Here is an 18,686-nt window from a genome sequence, read left to right as displayed (position 1 = left end):
TTCTTGCTATCATCTGACGGGCCATTAAACTGCAGGCAGCATTTTTTGACCTTTGGAACAGATTGATGGCATTGCTTCAGGTGGTTTTTCGTCAGTATTGCTGGCCGTTTACCGGCGTTCTTTTTCTTACCCTGCTGAGTGCCGCACTCGGTATCGGCCTGATCGCTTATATCAATAATGAGCTGATTGTGGCGATCAATAGCGACGCAACGGTGCTGCCGGCGTTTCTCGGTCAGCTGTTTCTGCTGATGGCGGTCACGCTCGCTTCGCAGCTGGCGCTGACGCAGCTGGGGCACCATTTTGTCTGGCGGCTGCGGGGCGAGTTCATCAAGCGTATCCTCGATACTAACGTTGAGCGCATCGAACAGCTGGGCAGCGCTCAGCTGCTGGCCGGACTGACCAGCGACGTGCGGGCCATTACCATCGCTTTTGTCCGGCTGCCGGAGCTGATTCAGGGCATTATCATCACGCTGGGATCGGCGATTTACCTTGCCTGGCTCTCGCCGGAAATGCTGCTGGTCACTATGCTGTGGCTGGTGATCACGCTGGTGGGCGGCTGGCTGCTGGTTTCGCGCGTCTACCAGCATATGGCAAAGCTGCGCGATATCGAAGATGATCTCTATCGCGATTTCCAGACCATTATTGAGGGGCGCAAAGAGCTGCAGCTTAACCGCGATCGGGCGCGTCTGATCTACGATACGGTTTATCAGACGAATGCGGGTCGCTATCGCCATCATATTGTGCGCGCCGACACCTTCCATCTCAGCGCCGTTAACTGGTCTAACATCATGATGCTGGGCGGCATCGGTATCGTGTTCTTTATGGCAAACGGTCTCGGCTGGGCCAACACGGCCGTAGCGGCCACCTATTCGCTGACGCTGCTGTTCCTGCGCACGCCGCTGATCTCAGCCGTCGGCGCGCTGCCCACGCTGCTCAGCGCGCAGGTCGCGTTTCGCAAACTCAACCGCTTCGATCTGGCGCCTTATGAGCCTGCCTTCAGCGCCCCGGCACCGGCCAGCGCATGGCAGACGCTGGAGCTGCGCGACGTCTGCTTTCACTATGGCGAACAGGGCTTTGCGGTGGGGCCGATCAATCTGACGCTGCGACGCGGCGAACTGCTGTTCCTTATTGGCGGCAACGGCAGCGGGAAATCCACGCTGGCGATGCTGCTGACCGGCCTCTATCAGCCGCACGCCGGCAGCCTGCTGCTGGATGGTAAAGAGATAAGCAGTCAGCAATCCGATCTGTGGCGGCAGCACTTTTCAGCGGTATTTACCGACGTGCACCTGTTTGACCGCCTGATTGGCCGCGGCGGCGAACCGGCCGATCCGGCACTGGTTCAGCGCTGGCTGGAGCGGCTGAAAATGAGCGAGAAACTGCAGCTGGATGGCAACCGGGTGCTGAATCTGCAGCTGTCGAAAGGGCAGAGCAAGCGCCTGGCGCTGCTGCTGGCGGCCGCGGAAGAGCGGGATATTTTGCTGCTGGATGAATGGGCCGCCGACCAGGACCCTCATTTCCGCCGGATTTTCTACCGCGAGCTGCTGCCCTGGCTGCAGGCGTCAGGCAAAACGGTGTTTGCTATCAGCCATGACGATCACTACTTTACCCATGCCGACAGGCTGCTGGAGATGCGCAACGGACAGCTGGTGGAACTCAGCGGCCGCGAGCGCGATCTGGCCACGCTCGATGCGGTGGAGCGAACGGATACCGGTCGTTAACGTCAGCGGGTAACACTCATCATAACCGGCCATCAGGCCGGTCATGGCACACAGGCGGCATGCGGCAGCGTCAGTGATTGGGCGGGATGGCAAAGCTTTTCAGCTGAACAACAAAGTGCTGATGGCCGCGGGTGATGCGGGCGCCACGATCGCACCAGTGAGTCGCCAGACGAAAGAAGTCGTCGCTGCCGATATCATAGGCCAGCTCTACTTTGCTGATGCCTGAATGCAGAAGCTCCTCTGCATCCTGCAGGCTTTTTGCTTTGATGACCATAATCGATTTCCCATCAAATAAATGAGAGCATCAGAGTAGGGGATCTTCATGACACTTTTGTTGCGCTTTGATGAAAGCCTGTTCCGGAAGAGGCAAAGTGTGATCGCGATCGGGTGCAGCAGCAACGCGCTGAAAGCCTGAGAATTTCCGGAATAACGGTATCGGCCGGTACTGCGCGATAAACAGGCATGCCAGCCCTGACAGGCATAAAAAAAGCAGCCATAAAGGCTGCTTTTTTCGGGATAATTTGGTCGGCACGAGAGGATTTGAACCTCCGACCCCTGACACCCCATGACAGTGCGCTACCAGGCTGCGCTACGTGCCGAACGTGGAAAACCATACTACTGATTCCCCAGCCGATTGCAAGATGCGTCAGCGTTAACTGCCTCATATTTAATCAGTTTGCCGTGAAGCGCTTCTCTTCCGTCAGCACCTGCAGCAGCAGCGCCAGCTGCGGCTTATGATCCTTCAGCTCACGACCGCTGGCGTCCCACGCGGTATAACTGCCGCTGTTATTCAGCACCAGCGTCACCGATGGCGTGGTGATCACCAGTTTGCCATCTTCACTGCTGGCTACCCAGTTATGGCTGCGCTGGGCGGCGAACAGATCTTCACCCTGCGAATAGCTGACCGGGCTGGTGCGCACGTGCAGCAGACGCTGCATGAGCGTTGTCATTACATCCTGTTGATCGGTCAGGCGATCGATAGTCTGCGCTGGCGTATTAGGCCAGTGCACCACCAGCGGGATCTGCAGCATCGCGCGGTTGCCCGGGTTATCGCTGTTATTAAAGGTCACCGCACGCTGAGCAGTGATCACCACCACCGTATTTTTCAGCAGGTCGCGCTGCTGCAGCGTGGTCAGTACCGCAGCGATCTGCTCATCCACGCTGCCCGCCTGGCGCAGATAGCTGCGCTGACGCGCCTTCGTGCTGTCGCCGCTGGCGCTTATCCCGTTCAGCGCGACCCAGGAGAACCACGGAGAGCGGCTGTTTTTCTGACCATTGAGCCAGTTCTGCCACTGCGTGACGGTCTGGCTGTTAGGCTGCGAGGTCGCTTCCGGCAGCGTATAGTCCGCCAGCAGCGCCTGCCGGTAGAGCGGCTGATTAAACCCATCAGAAGAGAACAGGCCAAACTGGTAGCCCTGCGCGTTCAGCGCGTTCAGCAGCGCCGACGGCGTGCGCGATGCCAGCACGCCATCCATATAGCTGGAAGAGATGCCGTAAAACAGGCCAAACACCCCTTTTTCAGGCTGCACCCCGGCGCTGTAGTGCCGGGTAAAGCGCACGTTCTCAGCGGCAAACTGCTTCAGCGACGGCAGTGCGCTGTCGAGCGTGGCGTTATTTACGCCATCGACCGTCAGCACCAGCAGGTTATGACCTGTTCCGCCGTCACGGAAGGTGATATCGCTTAACGGATACTGGACCGACAGCGCTTCAGGATCGCCCTGCTGCACCAGACGGCGCTGATACTCCTGCGCATCCAGCAGCCCGTGACGCTCCAGGAAGCGGCGCGCGGTCATCGGATAGGAGAGCGGCAGGTTGGCGCGCTGCATGGTGACAGGACGATAGAAATTGGCATCGGCCCAGATATAGAGCAGATGACTGGCAAAAAAGGCGCTGATAAATAGCGCGGCGAGCGGCTTGCCAAATGAGCGTCGGTTAAGACTGCGCAGCTTCTGCCAGCTCCAGGTGGCAAACAGCATCTCCACCAGAAAAATGCCCGGCACGCTGATAAACATCAGCTGCCAGTCACGCGCCATCTCGCTTTGATCGGGGTTAACCACCAGCTCCCAGACCACCGGATTAAGGTGCAGGTGGAAGCGGTTAAACACGGCGCCATCCACCATAATGAGCGTCAGCCCGGCGGTGGCAACAATCGCGGAGAGTACCCGCAGCAGACGCTGCGACATCACCACAAAGGTAAGCGGGAAAATAATCAGCAGATAGGCGGCAAAAACGATAAAGCTGAAATGGCCAATCCAGCTGGTAAAGGCGTAAATCCGGCCCGCCAGTGAGGAGGGCCAGTCAGCGACCAACAGGTAGCGGCTGCCGAGAGCCAGCGCAAACAGAATATTAAACAGCGCGAACCAGTGCCCCCAGCTAATCATCTGGGAGACTTTTTCACGGTAGCGCTGCCGGTTGGTTACCATATATAGGAGTCAGATCTGCAAATTAATGAGCGTTATCATCGCGCACGGAAGACTGCAACGCTTCCGCGAATGACCGGGCCAGGCTACGGCGCTGGGCTGGTGCGATGTCTGTGTTAATCAAATTGGTGACCATGTTTCCCAGAACCATCAGGGAAAGATCGAGAGGCGCTTTATCTTTTTCAAGAATCTGCGCCAGCTGTGCGAGAAGCTGTTCAACGCGCTCGTCGCTATAACGGGATGATTGTGGCATATCGTCGACTAATCAAGTGTGAAAAGGCGGTATAGTACCGTAACTATGCGATTTTTTCCGCACTTTTATCGCAAGCAAAGCGATCGGTTTGCGTACGCAGTTGAAAGCGACGGCGGGCAGTGATTGAATACGCGCCTGAGTTTAAAGGAGAGTCTATCATGAGTCTGGATATTGACCAGATTGCCCTGCATCAGTTAATCAAACGCGACGAGAATCAGCTGGAGCTGGTACTGCGGGATACGCTGCTGCCGGTAACGCAGGCGGTAAGCAGTATGGCCGAAGAGCTGCATCGCGTGTACAGCGCCAAAAGCAAAGCCTATGGCCTGTTCAATGAAGATAGCGAGCTGGCCGACGCGCTGCGCAACTGTCGTCGCGGGCAGGATGACTTCCTGGCGTTCAGCCGGGCTGCCACCGGACGCCTGCGCGATGAGCTGAGCAAATATCCGTTTGCTGACGGTGGCGTGGTGCTGTTTATGCACTACCGCTATCTGGCGGTAGAGTATCTGCTGGTTGCGGTGCTGAACAGCCAGTCGAGCATGCGCGTTAACGAACAGCTGGATATCAGCAGTACGCACTATCTCGATATCAATCACGCTGATATCGTCGCGCGTATCGATCTGACCGAGTGGGAAACCAGCCCGGAGTCAACGCGCTATCTGACTTTTCTGCGGGGTCGCGTCGGACGTAAAGTAGCTGACTTTTTCATGGATTTCCTCGGGGCCAGCGTCGGTCTCGACACCAAAGCGCAGAACCGCGGCCTGCTGCAGGCGGTCGATGATTACTGTGCTGAGTCAAATCTGGATAAGAACGAGCGGCAGAACTACCGTCAGCAGGTCTACAGCTACTGTAACGAACAGCTGCAGGCGGGAGAGGAGATTGCGCTGGACGATCTCTCACAGGAGCTGCCACCGCTGGGGGAGAAAAGCTTTCAGGCGTTTACGCAGGAGCAGGGCTATGAGCTGGAGGAGCACTTTCCGGCCGACCGCAGCACGCTGCGCCAGCTGACAAAACTCTCCGGCAGCGGTGGCGGATTAACGCTTAATTTTGACGCACTGCTGCTTGGCGAGCGTATCTTCTGGGATCCGGCAACCGATACCCTGACCATCAAAGGCACGCCGCCCAACCTGCGCGATCAGCTACAGCGCCGCACCGGCGGGAAGTAAATTATAGGCATAAAAAAACGCCGCAGAGGCGGCGTTTTTTCCGATTTCGTCTGCGATTACGCGCGAACGAAGTCGATGTGGTGCAGTTTTGGCTTGAACGGGTGACGCTGAACAGCCTGAACTTTAACTTTCGTTTCTTTACCGTCAACAACCAGCGTCAGCACATCGGTGTAGAACTCAGGCTTAACCTGCATGTTCATCACGGCGTCGTGATCCAGTTCGATAGAAACTGCAGCTTCATTTCCGCCATAGATGATAGCCGGGAACTTGTTAGCTGTGCGCAGGCGGCGGCTCGCACCCTTACCCTGCTCTTTACGTACTTCTGCGTTGATAGTGAACATCATTATTTCTCTTCAATAATTCCTGCTACAGGCGACCCAGCAACAGGACGGTTATTCAAACGCTTGTGCGGATGCAAAAGCGGGCGGGATTATAGCCGGATCGGGGCAGGGGGGCAAATGATTCTGCCATCTAGCGCAGCTCATTGGCGCGGCGGAAGCGCCCCTGGTAATCAAACACTTTCTCCCGCACCTGCCAGAACTGTCCCCGGGCACGCGCCACCACAAAGTCAGGATGCCGCAGCAGCGGCTGCAGCGCGACCACGTCGGCCGCCTGCTGCCAGCCCAGCTCTACGCCAGGCGCGCGCTGGTGCGGGCGCATAAACAGCTGCTCAAATGCTTTTCGCTGCGCGGGCGTCTGCAGCCGGAAGCGTTCGCTGACGTCGCTGCCATCTTCATCGTAATAGGTCGCTTTCAGCCATTCGCCCTTGTCATCACGGCCATGCGCGAGCGTCATGCCGCTGCAGCGCAGCACCCGCGCATCTTTCAGCTTCAGCGCCGCTTTCAGCATATCATCGGGGTCGACCAGAATTTTGTCGCACTGCTGGCAGCGCCGTGCGGCGATATCATTTTCAGCGCCGCAGTCAGGGCAGCTTTTAAAGCGAAAGCGGAAATCGCACTGCTCACGACCGCCCTCATCATCCTCCAGGATACCCTGACAGCGACGACCAAAGTGCTCAATCACATGCCCGTCTTCGGTGGCTTTTCCCCAGAAGGTATTCGCAAAGCCGCAGGCAGGGCAGAACACCTGCACCGGCTGGTTGTCACTGGCGCCTTTTGGCGCACCCACTTCCGGCGTAAAGAGATCGTGCGGGTTACCGGCGTAGTCGAGGATCAGGCAGTCGCGTTTATCCGGAGCCAGGCGCAGTCCGCGTCCGACTATCTGCTGATAGAGGCTGACGGATTCAGTCGGGCGCAGAATCGCGATTAAATCCACGTGCGGTGCGTCGAAGCCGGTGGTCAGTACCGCCACGTTAACCAGAAACTTCAGCTGCTGCGCTTTGAACTGCTGAATTAGCCGGTCACGCTCTTTCACCGCGGTTTCTGCCGAGACCAGCGCGCTGTTCTCCGGCAGCAGCGACAGAATTTCGCGCGCATGTTCAACCGTGGCGGCGAAGATCATTACGCCGCGCCGATCGTCGGCAAACTCAACGATCTGGCGGATAATCTGTGGCGTGACGCGCTGCTGCTGTTTCAGCTCACGGTTAAGATCCGCTTCGCTGAAGAGGCCGCTGTTCTGCGGCACCAGCCGGCTGAAGTCATACTGCACCACCGGCATATCAAGACGTTCCGGCGGCACCAGAAAACCGTGTTTGATCATGTAGCGTAGCGGCAGCTCGTAGATGCAGTCGCGAAACAGCGCTTTTTCATCGCCGCGTACCATGCCGTGATAGTGGAATTGATAGATCCAGCCTTTGCCCAGCCGGAACGGCGTGGCGGTCAGTCCCAGCAGGCGCAGCTGTGGATTATGCTGGCGCAGGTGGCTGAAGAGCTGCTGATACTGGCTCTCCTCATTGTCGCTGATGCGATGACACTCATCGACAATTACCAGTGAAAAGGCGCTGTCGAAGCGGTCAAGGTTGCGCGCCACGGACTGTACGCTGCCAAATACCACTTTGCCTTCGCTCTGCCTGCGCTGCAGCCCGGCCGCAAAAATATCCGCTTCCAGCCCGTAAGCCTGATACTTGCTGTGGTTCTGCTCGACCAGCTCTTTGACGTGCGCCAGCACCAGCACCCGGCCACGCGCCAGCCGCGCCAGTTCAGCAATGACCAGGCTCTTACCGGCACCGGTGGGCAGCACAATCATCGCCGGCGTGGTATGGCGCCGGAAGTGGGCAACGGTTGCATCAACCGCTTCCTGTTGATAGGGACGAAGTGTAAAGGCCATCAGCATAAACTTTTTTCTGGATCAGAGGCGTATTATGCCATGTAAGCGGATGAAACGCAGGATCGGCACTATTAGCAGGCAAAGCTTCAGGCTATACTGCCCGCACTTTTTTAACGGTTATCCTGGCCGACGTATTCTGCGCACAGGCACCGTTTCAGTTTTTCCCCCGCAGTAACAGGCAAAAGCGAATTCATGCGACTCGACAAATTCATATCTCAGCAACTGGAAGTTAGCCGTGCTATCGCTGGCCGCGAAATTCGCGCCAGAAAGATCACCATCAATGGCGAAATTGTGCGCGATACCGCGTACAAAGTGATGCCGGAAGATGATATTGCCTACGATGGCAACCCGCTGGTGGTACAGCAGGGGCCACGCTACTTTATGCTGAACAAGCCGCAGGGCTATGTCTGCTCCACAGACGATCCCGATCATCCCACTATCCTCTATTTTATTGAGGAGCCGTCAGCCTATAAGCTGCACGCCGCCGGCCGACTCGATATCGATACTACCGGTCTGGTGCTGCTGACGGATGATGGCCAGTGGTCGCATCGCATCACTTCACCACGTCACCATTTAGAAAAAACCTATCTGGTTGAGGTGGAAGCGCCGCTCGATCCGGCACTGGTGGAGACGTTTGCTGCCGGTATCCAGCTGCACAATGAGAAGACGCTGACCAGGCCAGCCCGGCTGGAGATCCTCGATGAAAAAGCGGCGCGACTGACAATCGGCGAAGGGCGCTATCATCAGGTTAAGCGCATGTTTGCCGCGATGGGGAACCATGTGGTTGCGCTCCATCGTGAAAGTATCGGCTCGATTGTGCTGGATGAGGCGCTGGAAGAGGGGGAATATCGCGAACTGACCCCCGAAGAGGTTGACAGCATCGGTCTGCCAGACGAACTGAAACAGCACAAATAACGGAGTACAAGGTGCGCAAGGAGAAAAACTCCCCGGCAGGATTAGTGGTGATTCTGGGATTGCTGGCGATGCTGATGCCACTCTCCATTGATATGTATCTGCCCGCTATGCCGCAGATTGCCCGCGAATTTGCCGTCTCCGCAGGCAGCGTGCAGATGACGCTGAACCTCTACATCCTGGGCTTCGCTATCGGGCAGTTGGTGTATGGTCCGCTGGCGGACAGCTATGGCCGCAAGCCGGTCATCGTGCTGGGTACGCTGATTTTCGCCTGTGCCGCCGCCGCCTGCGCACTCTCCGGCTCTATCGATCAGCTGATCCTGATGCGCTTTTTGCACGGTCTCTCTGCCGCTGCCGCCAGCGTGGTGATCAACGCCCTGATGCGCGACAGTTATTCAAAAGAGGACTTCTCGCGCATGATGTCCTTTGTGCTGCTGATCACCACAATCGCGCCGCTGGTGGCCCCGGTGCTGGGCGGCTGGCTGCTGCTTATCTGGAGCTGGCACGCTATTTTCTGGGCGCTGGCGATTGCGGCACTGATCACGACCGTGCTGGTGGTGACACAGGTGCGTGAGACCCTGAAGCCGGAGCAGCGTCAGCGCTTTCATCTGCGTACGATGCTGGGCAATTTTGTGGCGCTGGTACGGCATAAGCGGGTGTTCGGCTATATGCTGGCCAGCGGCTTCTCGTTTGCCGGCTTATTTGCGTTTCTCAACGCTGGTCCCTTTGTTTATATCGAGGTCAACCACGTATCGCCGCAGGATTTTGGCTACTACTTCGGCCTGAATATCATCTTTCTTTTTGTGATGACGCTGATTAACAGCCGCGCGGTGCGCCGTTTTGGTCCGCTGAAGATGTTTCGCCTGGGGCTGACCATTCAGTTTGCTATGGGCATCTGGCTGCTGATTGTCAGCGCGCTGCAGCTCGGCTTTCTGCCGCTGGTGCTGGGCGTGGCGATGTTTATCGGCTGCGTTTCTATTGTCTCCTCTAACGCCATGGCAATTGTACTCGATGAGTTTCCGCACATGGCGGGGACCGCCTCGTCGCTGGCAGGCACGCTGCGCTTTGGCGTCGGTGGTCTGGTGGGCGCGCTGCTGTCGCTGGTCAGTATGAACAGCGCATGGCCAATGGTAGCAACCATCGCGCTGTGCGCCACCCTTTCCATTATCCTGTTCAGCTACGCTGCCCGCCCGCGTAAAACCACCTAATCCCGCAGGGGCCGCATTCATGCGGCCCTGGCGTATTCATGCGCGCCCGGCATATTTCCCCTCTCAGGCAAAAAAAGAGAACCATGCTCGCTAAACGCCAGCTATTCGTTATGCTTAATGTTTCCGTGATGTGAAAATTTTTAGACAAAAAAGTAACGCTAATGCGTATAAACTGGTTGTCTGCATCTGGCGATCGCGGTACACATAAGCTTAACTGCGAGAATGCTCGCAAATAACGTATTTTTCTATGATTTTGTATTTAAAACGCGAAGGTCATCACTGACATCCGTTTTTTGATTTGAGGTGGGATTTCCGGCTGCGGGCACAGGGTTCAGGCCGGAAACAGGATTAACATCTTTGGGGAACACCATGCTGCAGCTCTCTGTTGTGCATCGTCTGCCACAGCTTTATCGCTGGTCTGCAGATCAGTTAGGCGAAATTGAACTTCTGGAAACCACCAGCGGCATTAACGATGAAGATCTGGTTGCGTTGAGATTACTGAGCCATGAAGGCACGCTGGCGCTGGATATTCTGCAGCAGCTGCGCGAAACGCTGGCGCAGATTCAGGTGGAGTGCAAAATTGCCCGTTGTGAAGGGCACCCCTGCCTGTTGATCCAGCGAATTAACGAAAGTGCTGCAAGCTGCTGCCTGAAAAATCAGGGCGTGGCCATTGCAGAAGATTTTAACGGACGCTGATCCCCGCCCCTCATTTGCTCATTTGCGCCGAGGCCAGCAGCTGGCGTGTATAAGCTGCCGCTGGCGCAGTGAACAGCACCGCGCTTTTTCCCTGTTCAACCACCTCTCCCTGCCGCAGAACCACCAGCTGATGACAGAGCGCGCGCACTACCTGCATATCATGGCTGATAAAAATATAGGTCAGCTGACGATCCGCCTGCAGGCGTCGCAGCAGCGTCAGGATCTGCTGCTGAACCGGACGATCCAGTGAGGAGGTCGGCTCATCAAGTATCAGCAGCTGTGGCTCAAGGATCAGCGCACGTGCAATCGCAATACGCTGCCGCTGCCCGCCGGAAAATGCTGCCGGATAGCGGCTGCGGCTATCGGGATCGAGCCCGGTTTCCTGCATAACGGCAATAACGCGGGCATCCTGCTGCGCTGCGCTAAGCTCCGGCCGGTGTACCGCCAGACCTTCAGCAATAATCTGCTGCACCGTCATGCGCGGATTGAGCGAGGAGTGGGGATCCTGAAAAACGACCTGAATGCGCTGGCGCAGCGGCAGCAGCTCTCTGGCCGTCAGCTGATGCAGCGGCTGGCCGGCAAACCAGATCTCACCGCGTGCGGCGATAAGACGCAGCAGGGCCAGCCCCGTGCTGCTTTTGCCGGAGCCTGATTCACCTACCAGACCCAGGCTCTCGCCCTGATGCAGCGAAAAACTCAGCTGCTTAAGTATCTGCTTCTCCTCTGTTTTGCGCCTGAACCAGCCGCGTCGCAGCGGAAAACTTACCTGCAGATTGCGGACCTGAAGCAGCAGCGGTGTCGCTTTCAGCGGTACCGGTTCACCGGTGGGTTCAGCGGCAAGCAGTTCGCGCGTATAGGGGTGCCGGGGCTGCCGGAACAGCGCGGCGCAGCGATTCTGCTCCATCACGCGTCCGGCACGCATCACGGTAACGCTGTGTGCCAGCTGACGCACGATAGCGAGGTTATGGGTAATAAACAGCATGCCCATATTCAGCTCGCGCTGCAGTTCGCGCAGCAGCTGTAAAATCTGCTGCTGCACGGTCACATCCAGTGCCGTGGTGGGCTCATCGGCAATCAGCAGCTGCGGCTGCGTCAGCAGCGCCATGGCGATCATGACGCGCTGGCGCTCGCCTCCGGAGAGCTGATGAGGAAAATCGCGCAGGCGGCTCACCGGCTGCCGGATACCGACGCGATCGAGGCAGGCAACGATCTCGCCGCGTGCCGCTTCACGCCGCATGCCCCGGTGCAGCGCCAGCACTTCGTTCAGCTGTTTTTCAATCGTATGCAGCGGATTGAGCGACACCATCGGCTCCTGAAAAATCATCGCCATACGGTTGCCACGCAGGCCGCGCAGCGTGCGTTCGCTGGCCTGCAGCAGATCCTGACCCTGAAACAGAATTTCGCCCTGCGGATAACTTACCGCGGGCTGCGGCAGCAGGCGCATCACCGACTGAGCGGTCACGCTTTTCCCGCAGCCCGACTCTCCGACCAGCGCCAGCGTCTCGCCCGCCGCAAGGCGCAGTGAAACATCATGTACGACCCGCTGTTGCTGAAAAGCCACCGCAAGATGATTAATGGTTAACAGATCCACTCAGCCTCCCCGCGCCGGATCAAATGCATCGCGTACCGCCTCGCCGATAAAAATCAGCAGCGACAGCAGCAGCGCCAGCGCAATAAAACCGGACAGCCCGAGCCACGGTGCCTGCAGATTATTTTTGCCCTGCAGCAGCAGCTCGCCCAGTGAAGGCGCACCCACCGGCAAACCGAAACCGAGAAAATCGAGCGAGGTCAGGGTGGTAATGGCGCCGCACAAAATAAAGGGCAGATAGGTCAGGGTCGCTACCAGCGCATTGGGCAGAATGTGGCGCAGCATAATACGGCTGTCGCTGACGCCAAGCGCACGGGCGGCACGCACATAATCAAAATTACGCGTGCGCAGAAACTCGGCCCGCACCACGCCGGCCAGACTCATCCAGCCAAACAGCACCGTCAGCAGCAGCAGCCACCAGAAGCCAGGCTGGATCACGCTGGAAAGCAGGATCAGCATAAACAGCGTTGGCATGCCAGACCAGACTTCAATCAGCCGCTGGCCGGCTAAGTCGATGCGGCCGCCAAAATAGCCCTGCAGCGCCCCGGTAATAATACCGATAACGCTGGAGAAGAGCGTCAGCAGCAGGCCAAATAGCAGAGAGACGCGGGTGCCATAGAGCAGGCGCGCCAGCACATCGCCCCCGCTGGCATCGGTGCCCAGCCAGTTTTGCGCCGACGGAGGCGAAGGGACGGGCGAACGGGTCGCAAAGTTGATTGTGCTGTCGCTAAAGCGAATCGGGGCCCAGAGTGCCCAGCCCTGCTGCGCAATCCGCTGCTGCAGCCACGGATCCTGATAGTCGGCGGCGGTAGCAAATACGCCGCCGTAATCCTGTTCACTGTAATCAACCAGCAGCGGCACATACCAGCGCTGCTGGTAGCGCACCAGCAGCGGTTTTTCATTCGCCAGCAGCTCAGCGGCCAGTGACAACAGGAAAATTAGCAGAAAAAGCCACAGCGACCAGTAACCCCGGCGGTTGTGACAGAAACGCTGCCAGCGCTGGCGATGCACCGCAGAGAGAGCCATCAGCGCGCCTCAAAATCGATGCGCGGATCGACCAGCGTGTAGGTTAAATCGCTCACAATATTCATCAGCAGGCCAATCAGCGTAAAGATGTAGAGCGTGCCAAACATCACCGGATAGTCACGCTGGATAGTGGCATCATAGCCCAGCAGCCCGAGGCCATTCAGAGAAAACATAACTTCGATTAGCACCGAACTGGTAAAAAACAGGCTGATGAACGTGGCCGGAAAGCCGGCGATCACCAGCAGCATGGCGTTACGAAACACGTGACCATAAAGGATACGTTTTTCATCCAGGCCTTTGGCGCGCGCGGTCATGACATACTGCTTGCGGATTTCATCCAGAAACGCATTTTTTGTCAGCATGGTAAGCGTGGCAAATCCGCCGATAACCGTGGCCAGCACCGGCAGCGCAATGTGCCAGAAGTAGTCGAGGGCTTTGCCATACCACGGCAGCGAGGCAAACTGCGGAGAGGTAAGACCGCGCAGCGGAAACCAGTCGAAATAGCTGCCGCCGGCAAACAGCACGATCAACATGATGGCAAAAATAAAGGCCGGAATAGCGTAGCCAATAATAATCAGCAGGCTGCTCAGGCCGTCGAAACGGCTGCCGTGATGCACCGCTTTCCGGATCCCGAGCGGAATGGAGACCAGATAGATAATCAGCGTGCTCCAGAGTCCCAGGCTGACAGAAACCGGCAGGCTCTCTTTGATCAGCTGCAGCACCGGGGCGCTGCGAAACAGGCTATCGCCAAAGTCAAAGCGCAGATAGTTCCACAGCATCTCGCCATAGCGCTGCAGCAGCGGCTTATCAAAGCCGTATCGCCGGGTGATCTCAGCAATCACTTCCGGATCGAGGCCGCGTGCACCGCGATACTGATTGTCACCCGGATTGTCGCGCAGCGACGCACCGCGCGCGCTGCTGTCGCTGCTGCCCGGCAGCCCGGTGGTATAGCCAAACTGAATAGTGGCCAGCGCCTGATCGACCGGGCCGCCAGGTGCTAACTGCACAATAAAAAAATTCAGCGTGATAATCGCCCAGAGGGTCGGGATCACCAGCAATACTCTGCGCAGCAGATAAGCACCCAAGCCAGCCTCCTTAACGTCGATCGGCCGGCAGCCGCCCGGCTTTATTGACATCGTACCACCAGTTTTCCAGCCCGGTTGCGAAAGCGGGCCGGACGGCGGGATAAGCATATTTATTCCAGTAAGCCAGGCGCTGCTCAGCGCTAAACCACATCGGTATCATATACGCCTGCCAGAGCAGAATGCGATCCAGCGCCTGACCCAGCGGCAGCAGCGCCTGCTCATCGCCCTGGTGCGCCACAATCTCTTTGATAAAGTGATCGACCACGGGATCTTTAACGCGCGCGCTGTTCCACGATGAGCCGATATACTCTGACTGCCAGTTCACGCGCAGGCTGGCAGCAGGCCACGGCGCAGCCGGATAGAGCGTCTGAATCATATCGTAGTCGCCTTCGCGCAGCCGGCGCAGAAACTGTGAGTTGTCGACCTGGCGCAGGGTGGCCGTGATGCCCAGCCGGGCCAGACTGTGCTGCCAGGGCAGCGCCCACTCATTCTGCGCGCCGCTGCGCAGCAGGATCTCAAACCGGAACGGTTCACCGCTCTGGCGATTGACCAGCTTCCGGTTGCGGATCTCCCAGCCCGCCTCTTCCAGCAGCTGCATCGCCCGCAGCAAATTAGCCCGGTTATAGCCGCTGCCATCCGAGCGCGGTGGCGTATAGATTTCACTGAAGAGGGCAGGCGGCAGCTGCGCTTTCCACGGCGCCAGCAGCTGCAGCTGTGCCGCGTCGGGATAGCCGGCAGCCGCATATTCTGTGTTCTGAAAATAGCTGCCGGGGCGGCGCCACGCGTGGTAAAACAACGCCTTATTCATCCACTCAAAATCAAAGGCCAGCGTTAACGCCGCGCGCACCCGGCGATCGGCAAACAGCGTTTTTTGATTATTAAAGGCGAGCCAGCGGGTATCCGTAGCGGCGTCCTGAGGCGTGGTCAGTTTTACGATTGTCTGTTCTGCAAATGGCCCGCCCTTATACTGCGTCGCCCACTTTTTTCCCGACAGCTCTTCGCGCAAATCGTAAGCGCCCGCCCTGAAAGCTTCAAAAGCGACGTTGTCATCGAGATAGTAGTCGTAGCGCAGCGTATCCAGATTAAAGCGTCCGCGATTGACCGGCAGATCGGCGGCCCAGTAATCCTTTACCCGACTGTACTGCACAAACTGGCCCGCCTTATAGGCAGAGATCCGGTAGGGTCCGCTGGAGAGCGGCGGGTAGCCAAGCGGCTCATTAAATTTGCGGCTCTGCCAGAACGCTTGCGGCAGCACGGGCAGCGTCAGCCAGCTCAGGATGCGATCTTTATCCGGTCGCGGTGGCGTGATGCGCACCGTAAGGCGATTGAGTGCGGTGACTTCCGTGCCGCGGAACGCGACGCGAAACTGCGGAACGCCTTCGCGCATCAGCTTCTGAAAAGTAAAGGCCACATCGCGGGCGGTGATGGGCGTGCCATCCTGAAAGCGGGCGTGTGGATTGAGGGTAACCTCCATCCAGCGGTAATCCTGAGGATAGCGTGCCACTTCAGCAATCAGCGGATAGTAGCTGGCGGGCTCATCATCTGAGGTAGTAAACAGCGAATCGTAGAGTGTCTCTGTGCCGGCGGCCGGATTTCCGCGTGAAGCAAAGCGGTTGAAGTTATCAAACGTACCGACCACCGCCAGCGTCATGTTGCCGCCTTTCGGGGCAGCGGGATCGGCATAAGCGTAGTGGGTAAAGTTGACCGCGTAGCGCGGCACCCCCAGCTTTGCAAACGCATAGCCTTCACGTACCGGCTCAGCGCGCAGCGGCGTCAGCACGCAGCAGAGCAGCAGAGTGATCAGACGCAGCATAAGTGAAATACTCTCCCGAATAGTCTGTGCTTCAGATCGGCCGGTAAGCGTGTTAAGCCACCTTACCCGAAACGCGGAAAGTTTTGATAGTAGCTGATCAACTTTTCCGGCCGCAGCGGCCGGCTGAACAGGTAGCCCTGCAAATGCGTCACGCCGCGGCTGACCAGCCAGCTGGCCTGTTCGCGCGTCTCCACGCCCTCCGCCACCGTTTTGAGATTGAGCTTCTTAGCCAGCAGCAGCACGGCGTCCAGCACCGGCGAGGTCAGCGTCTCGGTGCCGATACTCTGAACAAATCCCCGATCTATCTTCAGATAATCAAACGGATACTTTTCCAGATAGATCAGCGCGCTGTGTCCGGTGCCGAAATCATCGATGGCAATGCTGAACTGGTTAGCGCGCAGCCAGGCAAACACCTCTCCGGCGTTGGCTTCTTTCACCATGGTGCGCTCGGTGATCTCAAACACATAGCTGAAGTGGTCAGCAGGCATTGCGGCAATCCACGTCTGAACGTCGTGACGAAAGCTGTCGGCGGCAAGGTGCAGCGGGGAGAGGTTCAGGCTCAGACGCGTACCGCGCGGCAGCTGCTGGCTCAGGCTATGCGCATCGCGCGCGACCAGGCAAAACAGATGCCGGGTGAGCGGAATAATCAGGTTCTGCGCTTCGGCATAGCTGATGAACACATCGGGCGGGATCGTGCCCTCTATGGGATGCGCCCAGCGCAGCAGCGCTTCCACGCCGTAGGGTTGACCGTTATGCGCCATGATTAACGGCTGATATTCAACGTAGAACTGCCCGCGCCGGATTGCCAGCATGATCTCGCGCGCCGGGCGCTGGTGGCGGTTAAGCAGCACGCCGGTCAGACAGCCGATCATCAGCGCAAACAGGACGCCGGTCAGCAGCGTCATTTGATAGTCGCGCGTTGCCAGCGTGCTGCCATAGAGAACAAAGCGGATATCACTCTGCGGCAGCGTAAGGGCGGTCAGTCCGGCTGGCAGGTCGCGGCGCGGAATAGCGTGGCTGACGTCGCTCTTCAGCGCATTGTTGCCAATAACCAGCGCCATGCCGGTGATTTCAGGGTGATAAGAGGCGAGCAGCTGGTAGGGCGCAAGAGAGAGATTTACCGTTGTCAGGATGCCGCTCTCTGCGCCGCCGGGATACTTGAGCCACAGCGCCAGCGCCGGACGCGACGGCAGCAGCGGGGTGCCCGGCAGCAGCCGTATATCGCGATCGCTCTCCAGCTCGGTGGCGGGTGAAATCTCACTAACAGGCAGCCTGAAGGCGCCGGTGGCCGATGAGCACCAGGCGAGGCCGTCCCGCACCAGCAGAATCGCGCGGATATTATCTGCAAAGGCGGCACGCGAGGTGAGTTCACGGCTGACGCTGTTGCAATCCAGCATCGTATACTGCTGCAGCGGACGCAGCGTGTCGGTCAGCGTTGCGAGCATCTGCTGCAGGTCGTCCGCGCTGTGCTGCAGCAGCAGTTCATGCTGCTGCTGGCGTTTATGCCAGGTCAGCGTAAGCAGTATGGTGATAAAAAGAGTAAACGAAACCATGCCTGCCAGCGCACTCTTCCGGAACAGACGGCGCATGTGCGTAGCGTGCGGTTTCAGCGTCCGCGACAGTGGCATGGTGTCAATGTTCCTGATATTGCCATGTGAGTAAACCGTCTGAGGCTGCACCGGAGAGGCTGTGAGAATATAACGAGGATGCCAGGAAAGTCTTGTTATATTTCTGATTACCAACTGGATTTCAGCGGAGTAGATATCCACAATAAAAAAACGCTGCCGGGGCAGCGTTTCTGTTTTCTCTGGCTGAGAGAATCATCGGAGAGAGGGGTTAGCTTTGATTTTTAGCCAGAACCCGTCGTGCTTCGCGGTAGCGCGTCTTCCAGTAGCTGTCATTGAGATTTGAAATCATGACGCCGCTGCTGGTAGAAGCGTGGACAAAGTTATCATTGCCCAGATAAATGCCGACGTGTCGCCCGGTTGAGCCGGCGCGGAACAGCACTAAATCACCCGGACGCAGTTTACCGCGTGAAATGCCTTTGCCCGTATCCTGCTGCTCATAGGTTGAGCGGGGCAGTTCCAGACCAAACTGGTCGCGAAAGGTGCGCTGAACAAAAGCAGAACAGTCGATGCCACGTTTGGTGTCACCGCCTAAGCGATAGCGAACACCTTTCCAGTCGCTGTACTGTTCCATGATGCGGGACTTGATGTCCACATTCTGCACCATTTGTTCAAATTCGTCCTGAGACGCCTGAAGTAAAAAACCATTGTGGTTGTTAACTTCATGATTCTCGTTTTTCGCATTCTGGCCATTATGGCTGCTGCTACATGCTGATAAAAGTGTTGCTAATGCTACCGCGGGAATGATCCGCCTGAGGTATCTCAGAATTGGTTGAGACTTGACCATTATACGTGTGTTCCTTCGATGTCCTTACGACAGAATGTCGCCAGCCAGATGACAAAACGGGTTGAGATTAATAAGTACAGCGGTCTAAGACAAATCCTTAATTACTAAAATGTGTTAATGCACACATTTTTCGCTCAGTTTGCCACCACATTTTATGCTGCACCAG

The 18,686-nt window shown here is 57.5% G+C and carries 16 protein-coding genes and 1 tRNA gene; 5 read left to right on the top strand and 12 right to left on the bottom strand.

Annotation, left to right across the window (positions count from 1 at the left end):
* Positions 1 to 65: 65 nt before the first annotated feature.
* The gene (locus F3J39_RS07220; protein WP_071668048.1) at positions 66 to 1,718 is read left to right on the top strand and encodes a multidrug ABC transporter permease/ATP-binding protein; all 1,653 of its coding nucleotides are present in this window, start codon (positions 66 to 68) and stop codon (positions 1,716 to 1,718) included.
* Between the two features lie 70 nt (positions 1,719 to 1,788).
* Here F3J39_RS07220 and F3J39_RS07215 read toward each other — a convergent pair whose 3' ends face one another.
* From F3J39_RS07215 to F3J39_RS07200, 4 genes are all read right to left on the bottom strand, one after another.
* Entirely contained in the window at positions 1,789 to 1,992 is a 204-nt protein-coding gene (locus F3J39_RS07215; protein ID WP_039385513.1) for a hypothetical protein, read from the bottom strand.
* Positions 1,993 to 2,240: 248 nt separating this feature from the next.
* Positions 2,241 to 2,317 (bottom strand) — tRNA-Pro (locus F3J39_RS07210).
* A gap of 72 nt (positions 2,318 to 2,389) precedes the next feature.
* Positions 2,390 to 4,141 (bottom strand): LPS biosynthesis-modulating metalloenzyme YejM, encoded by a 1,752-nt coding sequence (gene yejM, locus F3J39_RS07205; protein WP_071668047.1) that lies wholly within the window; start codon positions 4,139 to 4,141, stop codon positions 2,390 to 2,392.
* A 22-nt stretch (positions 4,142 to 4,163) separates the two neighbouring features.
* Positions 4,164 to 4,391: a YejL family protein gene (locus tag F3J39_RS07200; RefSeq protein WP_039385503.1), complete on the bottom strand. Its 228-nt coding sequence runs from the start codon at positions 4,389 to 4,391 to the stop codon at positions 4,164 to 4,166.
* A 158-nt stretch (positions 4,392 to 4,549) separates the two neighbouring features.
* Here F3J39_RS07200 and yejK point away from each other — a divergent pair, with 158 nt between their 5' ends.
* Complete coding sequence (yejK, locus tag F3J39_RS07195) at positions 4,550 to 5,554, top strand: nucleoid-associated protein YejK (RefSeq protein WP_108569516.1); 1,005 nt, start codon at positions 4,550 to 4,552, stop codon at positions 5,552 to 5,554.
* Between the two features lie 56 nt (positions 5,555 to 5,610).
* Here the strand turns inward: yejK and rplY are convergent, their stop codons facing one another.
* Together rplY and F3J39_RS07185 are read right to left on the bottom strand one after the other, a co-directional pair.
* The gene (gene rplY, locus F3J39_RS07190) at positions 5,611 to 5,895 is read right to left on the bottom strand and encodes a 50S ribosomal protein L25 (RefSeq protein WP_039386023.1); all 285 of its coding nucleotides are present in this window, start codon (positions 5,893 to 5,895) and stop codon (positions 5,611 to 5,613) included.
* Between the two features lie 130 nt (positions 5,896 to 6,025).
* On the bottom strand, positions 6,026 to 7,780 hold the full coding sequence (locus F3J39_RS07185) for a DEAD/DEAH box helicase (protein WP_108569606.1): 1,755 nt from the start codon (positions 7,778 to 7,780) through the stop codon (positions 6,026 to 6,028).
* Positions 7,781 to 7,972: 192 nt separating this feature from the next.
* Here F3J39_RS07185 and rsuA point away from each other — a divergent pair, with 192 nt between their 5' ends.
* From rsuA to F3J39_RS07170, 3 genes are all read left to right on the top strand, one after another.
* Entirely contained in the window at positions 7,973 to 8,695 is a 723-nt protein-coding gene (rsuA, locus tag F3J39_RS07180; RefSeq protein ID WP_039385498.1) for a 16S rRNA pseudouridine(516) synthase RsuA, read from the top strand.
* Positions 8,696 to 8,706: 11 nt separating this feature from the next.
* Entirely contained in the window at positions 8,707 to 9,900 is a 1,194-nt protein-coding gene (locus tag F3J39_RS07175) for a Bcr/CflA family multidrug efflux MFS transporter (RefSeq protein WP_039385496.1), read from the top strand.
* 369 nt (positions 9,901 to 10,269) lie between these two features.
* Complete coding sequence (locus F3J39_RS07170; protein WP_071668046.1) at positions 10,270 to 10,596, top strand: hypothetical protein; 327 nt, start codon at positions 10,270 to 10,272, stop codon at positions 10,594 to 10,596.
* A gap of 10 nt (positions 10,597 to 10,606) precedes the next feature.
* Here the strand turns inward: F3J39_RS07170 and yejF are convergent, their stop codons facing one another.
* The 6 genes from yejF to mepS form a co-directional block, all read right to left on the bottom strand.
* Entirely contained in the window at positions 10,607 to 12,187 is a 1,581-nt protein-coding gene (gene yejF / locus F3J39_RS07165) for a microcin C ABC transporter ATP-binding protein YejF (protein WP_104085216.1), read from the bottom strand.
* Positions 12,188 to 13,210 (bottom strand): microcin C ABC transporter permease, encoded by a 1,023-nt coding sequence (locus F3J39_RS07160; RefSeq protein ID WP_166714013.1) that lies wholly within the window; start codon positions 13,208 to 13,210, stop codon positions 12,188 to 12,190.
* Complete coding sequence (yejB, locus tag F3J39_RS07155; RefSeq protein ID WP_071668043.1) at positions 13,210 to 14,295, bottom strand: microcin C ABC transporter permease YejB; 1,086 nt, start codon at positions 14,293 to 14,295, stop codon at positions 13,210 to 13,212. Before yejB ends, F3J39_RS07160 begins: the two co-directional genes overlap by 1 nt.
* A 10-nt stretch (positions 14,296 to 14,305) precedes the next feature.
* Complete coding sequence (locus F3J39_RS07150; protein ID WP_166714012.1) at positions 14,306 to 16,108, bottom strand: extracellular solute-binding protein; 1,803 nt, start codon at positions 16,106 to 16,108, stop codon at positions 14,306 to 14,308.
* A gap of 62 nt (positions 16,109 to 16,170) precedes the next feature.
* Positions 16,171 to 17,736 (bottom strand): cyclic di-GMP phosphodiesterase, encoded by a 1,566-nt coding sequence (locus F3J39_RS07145; RefSeq protein WP_145338927.1) that lies wholly within the window; start codon positions 17,734 to 17,736, stop codon positions 16,171 to 16,173.
* A 208-nt stretch (positions 17,737 to 17,944) separates the two neighbouring features.
* Positions 17,945 to 18,520, bottom strand: a complete 576-nt coding sequence (gene mepS, locus F3J39_RS07140; protein WP_071668040.1) for a bifunctional murein DD-endopeptidase/murein LD-carboxypeptidase — start codon at positions 18,518 to 18,520, stop codon at positions 17,945 to 17,947.
* Positions 18,521 to 18,686: the final 166 nt, after the last annotated feature.

It is taken from the genome of Pantoea sp. Acro-807 (assembly GCF_011752675.1).
GTDB lineage: Bacteria > Pseudomonadota > Gammaproteobacteria > Enterobacterales > Enterobacteriaceae > Pantoea > Pantoea eucrina.
The sequence above is the reverse complement of the archived record's forward strand: the minus strand, read 5'-3'. Positions and strand labels throughout refer to the sequence as shown.

Excerpts from the sequence above, each read along its gene's own strand:
- F3J39_RS07170 (WP_071668046.1), top strand. The coding sequence starts at position 10,270 with ATGCTGCAGCTCTCTGTTGTGCATCGTCTGCCACAGCTTTATCGCTGG.
- F3J39_RS07215 (WP_039385513.1), bottom strand. The coding sequence starts at position 1,992 with ATGGTCATCAAAGCAAAAAGCCTGCAGGATGCAGAGGAGCTTCTGCAT.
- F3J39_RS07160 (WP_166714013.1), bottom strand. The coding sequence starts at position 13,210 with ATGGCTCTCTCTGCGGTGCATCGCCAGCGCTGGCAGCGTTTCTGTCAC.
- yejK (WP_108569516.1), top strand. The coding sequence starts at position 4,550 with ATGAGTCTGGATATTGACCAGATTGCCCTGCATCAGTTAATCAAACGC.
- mepS (WP_071668040.1), bottom strand. The coding sequence starts at position 18,520 with ATGGTCAAGTCTCAACCAATTCTGAGATACCTCAGGCGGATCATTCCC.
- rplY (WP_039386023.1), bottom strand. The coding sequence starts at position 5,895 with ATGTTCACTATCAACGCAGAAGTACGTAAAGAGCAGGGTAAGGGTGCG.
- F3J39_RS07220 (WP_071668048.1), top strand. The coding sequence starts at position 66 with ATGGCATTGCTTCAGGTGGTTTTTCGTCAGTATTGCTGGCCGTTTACC.
- yejM (WP_071668047.1), bottom strand. The coding sequence starts at position 4,141 with ATGGTAACCAACCGGCAGCGCTACCGTGAAAAAGTCTCCCAGATGATT.
- F3J39_RS07185 (WP_108569606.1), bottom strand. The coding sequence starts at position 7,780 with ATGGCCTTTACACTTCGTCCCTATCAACAGGAAGCGGTTGATGCAACC.
- F3J39_RS07145 (WP_145338927.1), bottom strand. The coding sequence starts at position 17,736 with ATGCCACTGTCGCGGACGCTGAAACCGCACGCTACGCACATGCGCCGT.
- rsuA (WP_039385498.1), top strand. The coding sequence starts at position 7,973 with ATGCGACTCGACAAATTCATATCTCAGCAACTGGAAGTTAGCCGTGCT.
- F3J39_RS07200 (WP_039385503.1), bottom strand. The coding sequence starts at position 4,391 with ATGCCACAATCATCCCGTTATAGCGACGAGCGCGTTGAACAGCTTCTC.
- F3J39_RS07150 (WP_166714012.1), bottom strand. The coding sequence starts at position 16,108 with ATGCTGCGTCTGATCACTCTGCTGCTCTGCTGCGTGCTGACGCCGCTG.